The organism is Bacillus sp. TL12 (assembly GCF_022625245.1).
Taxonomy (GTDB): domain Bacteria; phylum Bacillota; class Bacilli; order Bacillales; family Bacillaceae_G; genus Bacillus_A.
This window is the reverse complement of record NZ_JAJJBY010000003.1, coordinates 140,893-153,700: the sequence shown is the minus strand read 5'-3', so window position 1 is coordinate 153,700 and position 12,808 is coordinate 140,893. Positions and strand designations below refer to the sequence as shown.

Below are 12,808 nucleotides of genomic sequence, written 5' to 3'. Positions count from 1 at the left end.
TGCTTTAGCTATCCTTTTTGTACGGCACATGACTTTATTTTATAATTTAATAAAACATAGCTTTAGACAGGTGGCTTAGCTTTAATTCGTACAAGGAATTTTTATTAAAATATAGCTTTAAGGGGAGAGTAGAACACTTAGATTAGATGTAGATGTGGTCGTATTCAAACAGAAGGATTACTTGGTATGGTATATAAGATGAAAATTAGTAATACAAAAGAGGAACATACGAATTCAAGGAATGGATGGGACTTTCTAAAAGGTAAAGCAAAATGTTCATATTATGACTTGAAATGAACAAAAAATGATATCTCATTGATGTTCAACCCATCGAAAACAGAGAATAAATTGAAGAAATGAAAGGGCAGGAGGATACTTCATCCTCCTGCAAAATGATTCTTTTGATTCATAAAGAATGATTATTTCTTATTAAACTTTACATCTTTGTTGTTTTTATCTTGGTTATTATCTGTAAAGAATTGAGCGTCATTTTCATTTGCGAACTCAAGGTTTGCGTTTACATTCAACTGTTGTTTTTTGTTATCCATGTTACGATTATTACGGTCAAAATTTTTGTCTTTTCTCATGATAATCCTCCTTAAAACAGATGTAGTAGTTAATAGGGATGGTGAAAAATTACAATCTATATTCCATATTTATTTTGTCACTCGTCTGAAATATTAATACAAAAATAATGTTTTTTAAATATAATTGGATCAGTTCTTTTTTGATGGTAAAAGCCCTTTTGTTAGTATTTTTGAATAATACAATCTGTCATTGGTATCATACCTATAATATTTTGTATGAATTTATCCTTATTCATTTATTTCACTTTTTTATTAAGACGGTAGGTTCTACAAGTCTTGACAATGTTTCATAGAGATCTTCATATCTTGTTTTAATAGATCTTATAGAACTAGATCTTACGCTACTCCAATCATAACAACTGATTTTGTTGTATATACATTTTAAAATGTCAATATTTCGTGTAGTTCGTTTACGTCCTGAATACTTATTGTATGAATTTCATTTGTTTATTACTTTCTTTCGTTTTAATTTTAAACAGAGAGAAGAAGAAGATTAAGAAGAATAACATACAAACCTTATTATGAAACGATTTTAAAACAGGTCCTCTTCTTGTGCCTCTCAGCTATATTTTAAGGGGAAAGCTGAAACTTATACTTTCAAACTGGAAAGTTAAAAATACCAAAAAAAGGGATATTTATTTTTCGATGATTCGTAGCATATTAAAAACACAGGAGGTGATATAACATGGCAAACAATAATAGCAAAACCCGTAATGAATTATTAATTCAAGGTGCAGAAAATGCAATTGATCAAATGAAATATGAAATTGCACAAGAGTTTGGCGTACAACTTGGTGCAGACACAACATCTCGTGCAAATGGATCTGTTGGTGGTGAAATCACAAAACGTCTAGTAGCATTAGCTGAACAGCAACTTGGTGGTAGATTTACTCACTGATTTTATCTAAAAAATAGTTAATTACAGTAAGTAGTAGCATATTAGATATATTTTCTTTAAGTATATTTAGTTTATGAAATAGACCCTCATAACAATTGATTTTTTCTCAAAGATTGTTGATATACTCAAATGATAATCTTTGAGTATTTTGTTTGGGGAAATTTTATTAAAATAAACGACATAAATTATGGGTAAGGTGTTTCCCATGAGTTATAAGGATTTCTTTGTAGGAACAAACATACTTAAAAATATATTTTCCATATTAAAAAGTATACTTATTATGATATTTTCTAAAGGGAGGCATCTTAAAATGGGTGTATTAAGTGGAAATCCCCAGAACGAACCTTTACATTATGGAGAAGTATTTGACATTTGGAGTTATCTTCTTTCGGCACAGGGAGCGGTTGCTGGACACCAAGTATATATTAATCACACTGGTGATGAGGATTTAAAGAAGTTCTTAGAAAACCTAATTGAGAATGATATGACTTCTGAAATAGAAGAACTAAAAACTCTTTTAAAGGTAAACGGAGTAGCTTTACCACCAGCACCTCCAGAAAGACCTGTTGCCTCTATTGAAGATATTCCTCCTGGTGCACGCATTAACGATGCTGAAATTGCAGCAGCTGTTTCTGCGGGTCTTGCAGCAGGACTAGTAACTTGTAGTCAAGTTATGGGAAAGTGCCTTCGAGAAGATGTAGGGATGCTCTTTGGACAATTCCATATGAAAAAAGCGCAAGCAGGGGCAACTTTACTACGTCTAAGTAAGAAAAAGGGTTGGGTAGTTCCTCCACCGTTACATGTTCGAAATTCTGAACAAGCTTAACTGAATAAATAAAAAAGTGGCCGAGGGCCGCTTTTTTATTTTAGTTTATCATTTGTATTTTCCATTTTTTCAGATGAATGCACTTTTTGTATTTTAGAGTGATCCACATATTCATCTGAAAACTCCATAGCATACTTATCGCGATGATGTATGTTAGATGACGGACGTAAATCTTCATTTTCATGTAAAACCATTCTTTTCATGTAAATATGAAAAAATATTTCTACTATACCAATGAGAAGAGCTGCCCAAAAGGAAGATGCTGTAATATTACGAGTTAAATCTATATTTGTAAGAAGATAAGTTAACAACCAGATTCCTAAAAAACTCAACCCAAAATCTGTAATTGTAGCAACCGTATTTCCATACTGAGGTAAAATAAACAAATCTCCTATTAAATAGGCTGCCCCTGTAATTGCTAAAGAAATAAACAATACCCTAGGGATTGAGATATCTTGAAAAATAGCTAATATCATGAGTAGTACAGCGCTAACAGCAGTATATTTAATTAATAAGGCCACAATATGTTTCATTAGTGTCCCTCCATTTTTTACTTTGTAAGTAAGGATAAAATATTTATTAACATACTCTATATTAGGTTGTGTTGATACTTTAAAAAAAATACAGGAAATTATCAACATAAAATCGATGCAATACCCCCATGACAAATTGGTTTTATCTTCATTAAGAACAGCTAGTCTATCATGTTTTGGAGGTGCTTTTATTCAAATGATCCACATATTTTTAAACGAATCGGTTTTATATAGCCTTGAACGAATAATACCCAAATAAGCTGGAGACATTACTAATTATGAAAGGAGGGTAAACATGAAAAAAATATCATCTATTTTAGGAGCATTAGTGATAGCTATTATGGTTTTTGGTACAAATGTCCATGCTGAATACGATGGCAATAACATGAATCGAATTAATAATAATGATATTACGAATAGAGTTAATGATAATAATATGAATAGAGTTAATAATGATATGAGAACTCGAAATGTAAATACAACAAATGATTTGAATAATGATCGTAATGATAGTAATAATTGGGCGTGGTTTGGTTTATTAGGACTATTAGGTTTATTTGGTCTTAGAAGAAGAGAAAAAGAAACACGTTAATGTTAATGCAGAACATTGTATGTAATTTTAACAGATACTTCTTGATTAAAAAGAATGGAAAAAGCAAAAAATAAAAATCGCCTTTAATAAGGCGATTTTTTAATTTCTAAAATTAATAACTATATGGAAGAAAATCAATCCAAATGGAAGATAGGCGGAATAATCGCTGTTATGTTTATATAAATAGTAAAGCTAAGGAAAAACATGTTTTATAACATAAGGAAAAATATTCATTCGGCTATAAATCAGAATAATCTTTAGTTAAATGGGTTAATCATAAAAAGAATTCCATATTTCTTCGAATATATTTGAATGTTTTCCCATAGGGGGGGTAATTTTGAGCACAGTAGAACATACACTATCCATTTTTGCTTTAGGCGGAGTAAATGAAATAGGGAAAAATATGTATGCCGTACAATATTCAAACGATATTGTGGTAATTGATTGCGGTTCTAAGTTTCCAGATGAAAGTTTATTAGGAATTGATCTGATTATCCCGGATATTACATACTTGCAAGAAAACAAGGATAAAATTCGAGGTTTAGTTGTTACTCATGGACACGAAGATCATATTGGAGGTATCCCGTATCTATTACAACAATTGAATGTACCAATCTATGCAACAAAATTAACAATCGGTTTAATTGGTATTAAATTAAAAGAACATGGGCTTCAAAATTCGACCCAACTATTTGTTATTGATTCTGAATCGGTTATTGAGTTTGGTTCAATTAGTTTGACATTTTTTAAAACGAATCATAGTATTCCTGACTGCCTTGGTATTGCTTTTCATACACCAGAAGGTACTGTAGTACATACAGGCGACTTCAAATTTGATTTGACGCCTGTAAATAATCAATATCCAGATATTCATAAAATGGCTAAAATCGGAAGTGATGGCGTTTTAGCTTTACTCTCTGAAAGTACGAATGCAGAACGTTCTGGATTTACTCCATCAGAACGATCTGTTGGTGAGCGCATTGAAGAAGTGTTCATCAAAGCTCGTAGAAAAGTCATTATTTCTACCTTTGCTTCTAATGTTAATCGTGTACAGCAAGTGGTAGATGCAGCTATAAAGACGAATAGAAAGCTTGCTTTGCTTGGGAGAAGTATGGTAAATGTAGTGTCTGTTGCTCTAGAACAAGGTTATTTGAATATTCCTGAGGGAATGTTAATAGATGCAAATGAGATCAATCAAATGGATCCAGAAAGGGTAGCTATTCTTTGTACTGGAAGTCAAGGTGAACCTATGGCTGCTTTATCCCGTTTAGCCAGTGGAAACTATCGACAGGTAGATATTCTGCCAGAAGATACTGTCATTTTATCTGCAACTCCTATCCCAGGAAATGAACGTAATGTTTCACGTATTATAGATAATTTATTTTTATTGGGAGCCAATGTGATTTATGGGTCGGGGAGTTCAACGGGAATGCATGTTTCTGGACATGCCTATCAAGAAGAATTAAAATTAATGCTTACTTTAATGAAGCCTAAATATTTCATTCCTATTCATGGTGAATTTAGAATGTTACACCATCATAGCCTATTAGCAGAGTCCGTTGGCGTTAAGAAAGAGAATATTTTTGTTATTAGTAATGGTGATGTTATTGACATAAAGAAGCAAGTCGCTTGGAACTCTAGACGAATATCTGCAGGGAATGTATATGTAGATGGATTGGGCATTGGTGATGTTGGAAACGCTATTTTACGCGATCGTAAACAGCTTTCTGAAGATGGTATGCTTGTGATAGTGATCACTCTTAGTAAAACAGAAGGAAAAATTATTTCTGGCCCGGATACGATTTCTCGTGGATTTGTATATGTTCGTGATTCGGAAGAATTTTTGCAGAGCATTAACCAATTAGTTGTAACAACCATTAATAACTTACAAAAAGAAAACGTTAGTAGGTGGAATGTTCTTAAAAAAGAAATAAAAGAAGTACTTGGAAAGTTTGTATACTCACATACAAAAAGAAAACCAATGATTCTTCCTATAATAATTGAAGTTTAAACTGATTGTTTTAAGGAATTGCTGTTTGATATTACTGTGTATGCATGTAAAATGTTGTATAAGAGTAGATAAAAAACATTAGAAATGCTTGTATTCTAATGTTTTTTTTATATAACGTTAAGAAAGATAAATTTGTATGTTTAGGGAAGGGTCAAAATAATGAGCTTTACATTAAATAAAACAATAATTAAACAGTTATGTGGAGAAACCTCATATAAAAAAGGTGAGGCCTATTATAAGACGAACAAGGTTGATATTACAAATTATAATGCTCAGAGAAATATTTGCGAGGCAATAGTGAAAGGAAACGAAGATTTCTATGTCAAGATAGAAACTGGTGGTAATGGTGATGTTGTTGGGGAATGCACTTGCCCTTCACTAGCTTCGTTTCATACATACTGTCAACATATTGCAGCTGCATTACTATATATGAATAATTTTCAACAAGGTGGTGGGTCATTAGAAGCTAATTCAAAAAAGAATTCCACGAACGCTAGAGATACTCAACTAGCGAATGGTATATTGGATTTATTTGATGAAAAGCCGCTGCGACCAAAAAGTAAGCAGCATCGATTTGATACACGAAAAATACTAGATGTGGAATTCGTTTGTACTCCAGTTGCTTCAAAAAGTGGGGGAACGTTGTTTGGGATTCAAGTAAAGTTAGAGAAATTATATCCTGTCTATAAAATTAGAGAGTTTCTTAATAGAGTGGAACAAAGAGAGCCTTTTATATGTTCAAATGATTTTACGTATATACCAGAGGTCTACAGCTTTCAACAAGAAACGGATGCTGTTATTCAACTGCTGATTCAAATGTATCGGAATGAAAAAATGTATGTAGAATCGTTGCAAATGAGCTCTGAACAAAATGAAAGTATGATTTTAATTCCACCAGCTTCTTGGAAGGAAATGCTTTCTCTGCTTTCTAGTACTTCATTTGTAAGGCTACACTATGATGGGAAATCATTTCATGGTGTACATGTCTCAAAAGGGTTACTACCCTTAGATTTTGAGTTCAATAAAGGGACAAATGGAGGGTATACACTTCAAATTGATGGAGTACAACAAGTTGAAGTAATGGATACATATGGTTATGCTCTTTTTGAAGGGAAGCTATATCATTTAAACATGGAAGATTGTAATCGACTCATTGAATTAAAAAGAATGATGAATCGTTCTCGTAGTAATCAATTTCATATTTCTGCTGAGAAAATGGAGCATTTTGTAGCGAAGGTAGTACCAGGTTTAATGAAGCTAGGAAATGTTCGAATTGACGAGGTTATATCGGAGCATGTGGAAACACCTCCTTTGAAAGCGAAACTATTTTTAGACCGAGTTAAAAATCGCTTATTAGCAGGACTAGAATTTCAATATGGAAATGTGGTTATCAATCCGTTAGAAGAGGATGGACAACCTTCTGTCTTCAATCGGGATGAGAAAAAAGAACGAGAAATTATAGAGATTATGAATGATAGCACCTTTGCGAGGACTGAAGGCGGTTATTTTATGCACAATGAAGAAGCGGAATATCATTTCTTATACCATGTTGTCCCGACGTTAAAGAGTTTACTTGATATTTATGCAACGACGGCTATTAAATTGCGTATTCATCGAGGGAACAGTGGACCTCTTATAAGAGTGAGGCGGAAAGAACGAATTGATTGGTTAGCATTTCGTTTTGATATAAAAGGGATTCCAGAAGCTGAAATTAAAGGTGTATTGGCAGCGCTTGAGGAGAAACGGAAATATTATCGGTTAGCAAACGGTTCTTTACTATCGCTGGAGAGCAAAGAATTTAATGAAGTGAATCAGTTTATAAAGGAATCGGGTATTCGCAAGGAATTTCTAAAAGGAGAAGAAGTGAAAGTACCTCTTGTGCGCAGTGTGAAATGGATGAGCTCACTTCAAGAAGGAAATGTTCTCAATTTAGATCAATCCGTTCAACAATTAATGGAAAACATTCGAAACCCTAAAAATATGAAATTTGCTGCACCAGACAGCTTAGTTTCAGTGCTTAGAGAGTATCAAAAAGAGGGATTCGAGTGGATGAAAACACTGGCACATTACCGTTTTGGTGGTATTTTAGGAGATGATATGGGCCTCGGAAAAACGCTGCAAAGTATTGCTTTTATCGCTTCGGTTTTACCTGAAATTCGAGAGAAGAAACTACCTGTACTAGTTGTATCACCATCTTCTTTAATTTATAACTGGCTGAGTGAGTTGAAAAAATTCACTCCAAATATACGAGCTGTTATTGTAGATGGGAATCAGGCGGAGCGCCGAAAGATTTTAAAAGATGCTATAAAATATGACGTCATTATTACGTCATATCCTTTATTACGAAGGGATGTAAGGCTATATGCCCAGCCGTTTCATACGTTATTTCTTGATGAGGCACAAGCGTTTAAAAATCATATGACGCAAACCGCAAAGGCAGTGAAGACGATTCAAGCAGAGTATCGTTTTGCACTGACCGGAACGCCTATCGAGAATTCTTTAGAGGAACTTTGGTCTATTTTCAATGTAGTATTCCCGGAATTGCTTCCAGGAAGAAAAGAGTTTGGAGATTTAAGGCGCGAGAGCATCGCAAAGCGGGTAAAGCCGTTCGTATTGCGTCGCTTGAAAGAAGATGTATTAAAAGAGTTGCCAGAGAAAATTGAGCACTTGCAGTCTTCAGAATTACTTCCAGAACAGAAACGATTATATGCAGCTTATTTAGCGAAATTGAGAGAAGAAACGTTAAAGCATTTAGATAAAGATACATTGCGTAAAAATAAAATTAGAATCTTAGCTGGTTTGACGAGACTTCGACAAATTTGTTGTCACCCAGGTTTGTTTGTAGACGATTACAAAGGAAGTTCAGCTAAGTTTGAACAACTACTTGAAATTGTAGAGGAGTGCAGAAGTACTGGGAAAAGAATTCTTATCTTTTCACAATTTACGAAGATGCTTTCCATTATTGGACGTGAATTAAATCGTCAAGCTATACCATATTTTTATTTAGATGGGAATACGCCGCCAGCTGAGCGTGTAGAACTATGCAATCGATTTAATGAGGGGGAAGGCGATTTATTTCTTATCTCTTTAAAGGCAGGCGGTACAGGGCTGAATTTAACTGGGGCTGATACTGTTATATTATACGATTTATGGTGGAATCCTGCGGTCGAACAGCAAGCGGCAGATCGTGCTTATCGAATGGGACAAAAGAATACTGTACAAGTAATCAAATTAGTAGCACATGGCACAATTGAAGAAAAAATGAATGAGCTACAAGAGAGTAAGAAGCATTTAATTGCAGAAGTGATTGAGCCAGGGAAAGAAAAATTCTCCTCTATTACGGAAGAAGAGATTAGGGAAATTCTTATGATTTAACATAGTAAAAAAAGCGATTCTTTCTTATTGATGAAAGAATCGCTTTTTTATTATGATAAGTATCATGAAATGAAAATTTGGAATGCTTACGCCGCACTGTGATAATTTTCTTGTGTTTCTTTTTGCTGTTTAGGTGCTTGAATGAAAATAGCGATAATAAGTGAAATGACACATAATACGCCAATTACCATGAAAGTAGGTTTGAATTCACCTAAAAGTGCACCAATAAATGAACCTGCGAGTGCTCCAAAACCGAAGCCTTGATACACGATTCCGTAGTTTTTGCTATGGTGTTTCATACCGAAGAAATCACCAACAATAGCTGGGAAAATAGTGATATTTCCACCGAAGCAAAACGCAACACTTGCTACACAGACGAAATAAATGCCATAATTTAAATCTACAAAGCTGAGAACGAAGACAGATATAGCCATCACGATAAATGTTGCGGTAACAATTTTTAAACGGCCGATTTTATCTGATAACGGTCCCAGAATGATTCGACCGATAGTATTGAAGATTGCAACCATAGCGACAGCATTAGCTGCTGTTGCTGCACTAAGCCCTACAAGTTGAACACCAATGTCTTTTACCATACCAATTAAGTATAGACCACTCATACATGATGAAAATAGCATAATGAATAACAGATACACTTCTTTTGTGCGCAGCATTTCTTTTGTTGTATAGTCTTGACTGTTTGTTGCATGAGCCGTACTTTGTTCAGATGCTTGACGGATCAAACAAGCGCCAAGCACGATCATAGTTGTAACAATTACACCCCAGTATATAAATGCTTGCGATACACCAACTGAATCAATTAATTTTGCATTAATGTATTTAAATATTAAGCTACCTGTACCATATGCAGAGACAGATATACCGGCAATTAAACCTTTACGCTTTGGAAACCATTTTATTAAGTTAGATAGTGAAGTAATATAAGCTGTACCATCTGCATAACCTACAACAACTCCTGCTAGTACATAAAGCATTAGTAATGAGGAAGCTTGTGAACTAAGTATTAATCCAATTCCTAATGCTAATCCAGATATCATAATGAGTTTACGAAGTCCCCATTTTTCTTGTAATTTACTCGCAAACAAGGTTGAAAATGCTAAAGAAAGGCTAGTGATTGAGAAGGTTATAGCAACAGCGTTAAGACTCCATCCGTATTTACTCACTAAAGGCTGATTGAATAAGCTCCATGTATATATCGTTCCAAGTCCCATTTGTACAATGACTGTACCGAGGACAATAAGCCATGGATTAGTAGGTGATTTTTTCATACTATCCCGCCCTCTCTCTTTGTTTCAATTCTATTCCATAATCGTCTATCGACGTTTGATTTAACCACAATACAACATGCTAGAAAATCGTATGCTTTTTTTGCACCCATTTTTGCCACCTATTAAGATTTGATAGCTTTATTGTATAGGATGAAAACGATTACGTAAGCGATTTCAAGGTGGAACGTCAAATATATGAAACCAGTTACAGAAAAAGAAGGATGAAATGCAAAAAGCTGCTTGTTAAATACGAAGCAGCTTTTTGCATAAATATGATTTATAGGTACTTTTGAACAAACTTTATTTTAAAGTAATGCCCTTTTTTGTAATTAAATTATACGTAGAGTTAAACTCAGGCTGTATTTCAGAAATATGATTTACACTTACTTTTCACGAGGGTTTTTAGTTATTTTTTTGTACCTTTACTTTTATAAGGTTTCGCATTTTTCTTTTTCTTAGCACTAGATTGCCAACGGTTCCAGCCTTTACTTCCTGTTCCTTGACCGGTACCTTTCTTAGCTTTTGCTTTACTCATATTATCACTCCGTTACTATTCTATAAAAAATCTACTTTGATAGCAGTCAATGTCTTTGAAACATAATCTCGAGCTATGACTATGTTTGTTCCTATTCGTTATGAATCAGAACAAACAACTGAATGATATAGTATATCATAAAATCGGCAGTAATTTGATGTATTATGAAATCATTATCAAAATTTGCATAGATCTATTCAAATTGTAGAACGTTATACATATGAAAAGAAGTACAAAGGAACTGAAAATGATGAGAAATACAATGGATTCTATTTTTCGAACGCTTACCCTTCTTGTCATATATATGATGGCTACTTTAGGTAAAGTGTTTTTCGGAGCGAAGCCACAAAAGAAGCGATAACTCTCATAAGGTTTTAAAGAATCGATAAAGAAATAAAATAAAGAATTGAAAAATATTTTCAAATTTTTGTTGACTTTCTTATTTTTTTGTATAGAATAATCATTAATAAAATGTTTCAGAGATGTGACAACAAAACGACTGTGAAAGGACGAGTAGTAGTAGGACGTAGTCAAAGCGAGTCAGGGGTGGTGTGAGCCTGATATGAAGCCTGTTATGAAGAACCTCCTGGAGTCGCTAACCGAAATCCTTTAGGGGAAAGTAGACTTAGCCGGGAACTTCGCCGTTACAAGAAGAACAGTATCGAGATTTCTCTAATCTCCGTACTGAATAAGTGAGCAACCTCTGTTGCTAATTTGGGTGGTACCGCGGAACCAAAGCCTTTCGTCCCAGTTTTTTTGGGAAAGAAGGGCTTTTTTTGTTGGCTTCTTTTCACTACATCCAAACATTTTAGGAGGAAATAGGCATGTATCAATCATTAATGACAGTAAGAGAGACACAAATCGCAATTAAGGAAGTTAAAACATTTTTTGAGGATCAATTAGCAAAACGTCTTGGACTATTCCGCGTATCTGCACCACTATTCGTAACGAAAGAATCAGGTCTAAACGATCACCTAAACGGTGTAGAACGTCCAATTGAATTTGATATGCTTCATTCAGGAGAAGAATTAGAAATTGTTCATTCACTATCGAAATGGAAACGACTTGCACTGCATGAATATGGTTACGAAGTTGGTGAAGGTTTATATACAAACATGAACGCGATTCGCCGTGATGAGGAACTTGATGAAACGCATTCGATTTATGTTGACCAATGGGATTGGGAAAAAATCATTCAAAAAGAATGGCGTACAGTGGATTACCTACAAGAAACAGTACGAACAATTTATGGAATATTCAAAGATTTAGAAGATCATTTGTTTGAAAAATACCCGTTCCTTGGAAAGTATTTACCAGAAGATATCGTATTTGTTACGTCTCAAGAATTAGAAGATAAATATCCAGAGTTAACGCCGAAAGATCGTGAGCATGCGATTGCGAAGGAGCACGGGGCAGTCTTTATTATCGGAATTGGTGATGCACTTCGCTCTGGTGAAAAACATGATGGACGCGCATCTGACTACGATGATTGGAAATTAAACGGGGACATCTTATTCTGGCATCCAGTACTACAATCTTCATTTGAATTATCATCAATGGGGATTCGTGTTGATAGTAAATCACTTGATGAGCAGTTAACAAAGAAAGGTGAAGATTTCAAACGTGATTACGATTTCCATAAAGGTATTTTAGAAGACATACTTCCACTTACAATTGGTGGTGGTATTGGGCAATCAAGAATGTGCATGTACTTCTTACGTAAAGCGCATATCGGTGAAGTTCAATCTTCTGTATGGCCTGATGAAATGCGTGAGGCATGTAAGAAGGAAAACATTCATTTATTTTAATGAAAAATGAATTGAATTATTTTTTGAACATGACGATTTGTAAGTCTACAAAAAGAATGATTTAAATTCGATTTACCTTTTTAATGGTTTTGAAGTGTGAAGTTCTTCAAAAAAGCATCCGAAATATCAAAGGTTATCTTTTTCTGTTGAAGATAAAGCAGAAGAAAAGAGACACATGATATTTTTGGATGTTTTTTTACGTTTCATAAATTGGAATACCGTACATGATCAAAAGAAATAACAGCTATTGTATGCTAGACTGAAGTTTGAAATAACATGTATGGAATCATGAGTCTATTAGGGTACAGATTACGCATTTGCTTTATAGATGTCTCTGACAGAATGTGCATTGAA

The 12,808-nt window shown here is 34.1% G+C and carries 11 protein-coding genes and 1 other annotated feature; of the genes, 7 read left to right on the top strand and 4 right to left on the bottom strand.

Translation table 11 applies throughout. From position 1 onward, the window contains the following. Window positions 1-419 precede the first annotated feature (419 nt). Entirely contained in the window at window positions 420-587 is a 168-nt protein-coding gene (locus tag LOK41_RS04340) for a hypothetical protein (RefSeq protein WP_241815416.1), read from the bottom strand. A gap of 685 nt (window positions 588-1,272) precedes the next feature. Here LOK41_RS04340 and LOK41_RS04335 point away from each other — a divergent pair. After that, on the top strand, window positions 1,273-1,485 hold the full coding sequence (locus LOK41_RS04335; RefSeq protein WP_241815415.1) for an alpha/beta-type small acid-soluble spore protein: 213 nt from the start codon (window positions 1,273-1,275) through the stop codon (window positions 1,483-1,485). Window positions 1,486-1,795: 310 nt separating this feature from the next. Further along, a complete protein-coding gene (locus LOK41_RS04330; protein WP_241815414.1) occupies window positions 1,796-2,311 on the top strand; it encodes a DUF3231 family protein in 516 nt (171 codons plus the stop codon). A gap of 35 nt (window positions 2,312-2,346) precedes the next feature. Here LOK41_RS04330 and LOK41_RS04325 read toward each other — a convergent pair whose 3' ends face one another. After that, a complete protein-coding gene (locus tag LOK41_RS04325; RefSeq protein WP_241815413.1) occupies window positions 2,347-2,844 on the bottom strand; it encodes a YndM family protein in 498 nt (165 codons plus the stop codon). 295 nt (window positions 2,845-3,139) lie between these two features. On the opposite strand from LOK41_RS04325, the gene LOK41_RS04320 reads away from it, so the two are divergent. The 3 genes from LOK41_RS04320 (at window position 3,140) to LOK41_RS04310 (ending at window position 8,822) form a co-directional block, all read left to right on the top strand. Then, window positions 3,140-3,436, top strand: a complete 297-nt coding sequence (locus tag LOK41_RS04320) for a WGxxGxxG family protein (protein ID WP_241815412.1) — start codon at window positions 3,140-3,142, stop codon at window positions 3,434-3,436. Window positions 3,437-3,773: 337 nt separating this feature from the next. After that, complete coding sequence (locus LOK41_RS04315; RefSeq protein WP_241815411.1) at window positions 3,774-5,447, top strand: ribonuclease J; 1,674 nt, start codon at window positions 3,774-3,776, stop codon at window positions 5,445-5,447. A gap of 159 nt (window positions 5,448-5,606) precedes the next feature. Then, entirely contained in the window at window positions 5,607-8,822 is a 3,216-nt protein-coding gene (locus tag LOK41_RS04310) for a DEAD/DEAH box helicase (RefSeq protein ID WP_241815410.1), read from the top strand. 86 nt (window positions 8,823-8,908) lie between these two features. Here LOK41_RS04310 and LOK41_RS04305 read toward each other — a convergent pair whose 3' ends face one another. Together LOK41_RS04305 and LOK41_RS04300 are read right to left on the bottom strand one after the other, a co-directional pair. Then, window positions 8,909-10,111 (bottom strand): L-lactate MFS transporter, encoded by a 1,203-nt coding sequence (locus LOK41_RS04305; RefSeq protein WP_241815409.1) that lies wholly within the window; start codon window positions 10,109-10,111, stop codon window positions 8,909-8,911. Between the two features lie 406 nt (window positions 10,112-10,517). Further along, window positions 10,518-10,646 carry a DUF3934 domain-containing protein gene (locus LOK41_RS04300; RefSeq protein ID WP_241815408.1) on the bottom strand — a complete coding sequence of 43 codons (129 nt, stop codon included), beginning with the start codon at window positions 10,644-10,646 and terminating at the stop codon, window positions 10,518-10,520. 220 nt (window positions 10,647-10,866) lie between these two features. Between LOK41_RS04300 and LOK41_RS04295 the strand changes: the two genes are divergently transcribed. Both LOK41_RS04295 and asnA read left to right on the top strand, forming a co-directional pair. Continuing rightward, a complete protein-coding gene (locus LOK41_RS04295; RefSeq protein ID WP_241815407.1) occupies window positions 10,867-11,007 on the top strand; it encodes a hypothetical protein in 141 nt (46 codons plus the stop codon). Window positions 11,008-11,138: 131 nt separating this feature from the next. After that, window positions 11,139-11,399 (top strand) — a binding site (T-box leader). A 71-nt stretch (window positions 11,400-11,470) separates the two neighbouring features. After that, window positions 11,471-12,454 carry an aspartate--ammonia ligase gene (asnA, locus tag LOK41_RS04290; protein WP_241815406.1) on the top strand — a complete coding sequence of 328 codons (984 nt, stop codon included), beginning with the start codon at window positions 11,471-11,473 and terminating at the stop codon, window positions 12,452-12,454. The last annotated feature ends 354 nt before the right edge of the window (window positions 12,455-12,808 follow it).

Excerpts from the sequence above, each read along its gene's own strand:
- LOK41_RS04340 (WP_241815416.1), bottom strand. The coding sequence starts at position 587 with ATGAGAAAAGACAAAAATTTTGACCGTAATAATCGTAACATGGATAAC.
- LOK41_RS04335 (WP_241815415.1), top strand. The coding sequence starts at position 1,273 with ATGGCAAACAATAATAGCAAAACCCGTAATGAATTATTAATTCAAGGT.
- LOK41_RS04330 (WP_241815414.1), top strand. The coding sequence starts at position 1,796 with ATGGGTGTATTAAGTGGAAATCCCCAGAACGAACCTTTACATTATGGA.
- LOK41_RS04325 (WP_241815413.1), bottom strand. The coding sequence starts at position 2,844 with ATGAAACATATTGTGGCCTTATTAATTAAATATACTGCTGTTAGCGCT.
- LOK41_RS04320 (WP_241815412.1), top strand. The coding sequence starts at position 3,140 with ATGAAAAAAATATCATCTATTTTAGGAGCATTAGTGATAGCTATTATG.
- LOK41_RS04310 (WP_241815410.1), top strand. The coding sequence starts at position 5,607 with ATGAGCTTTACATTAAATAAAACAATAATTAAACAGTTATGTGGAGAA.
- LOK41_RS04305 (WP_241815409.1), bottom strand. The coding sequence starts at position 10,111 with ATGAAAAAATCACCTACTAATCCATGGCTTATTGTCCTCGGTACAGTC.
- LOK41_RS04300 (WP_241815408.1), bottom strand. The coding sequence starts at position 10,646 with ATGAGTAAAGCAAAAGCTAAGAAAGGTACCGGTCAAGGAACAGGAAGT.
- LOK41_RS04295 (WP_241815407.1), top strand. The coding sequence starts at position 10,867 with ATGAAAAGAAGTACAAAGGAACTGAAAATGATGAGAAATACAATGGAT.
- asnA (WP_241815406.1), top strand. The coding sequence starts at position 11,471 with ATGTATCAATCATTAATGACAGTAAGAGAGACACAAATCGCAATTAAG.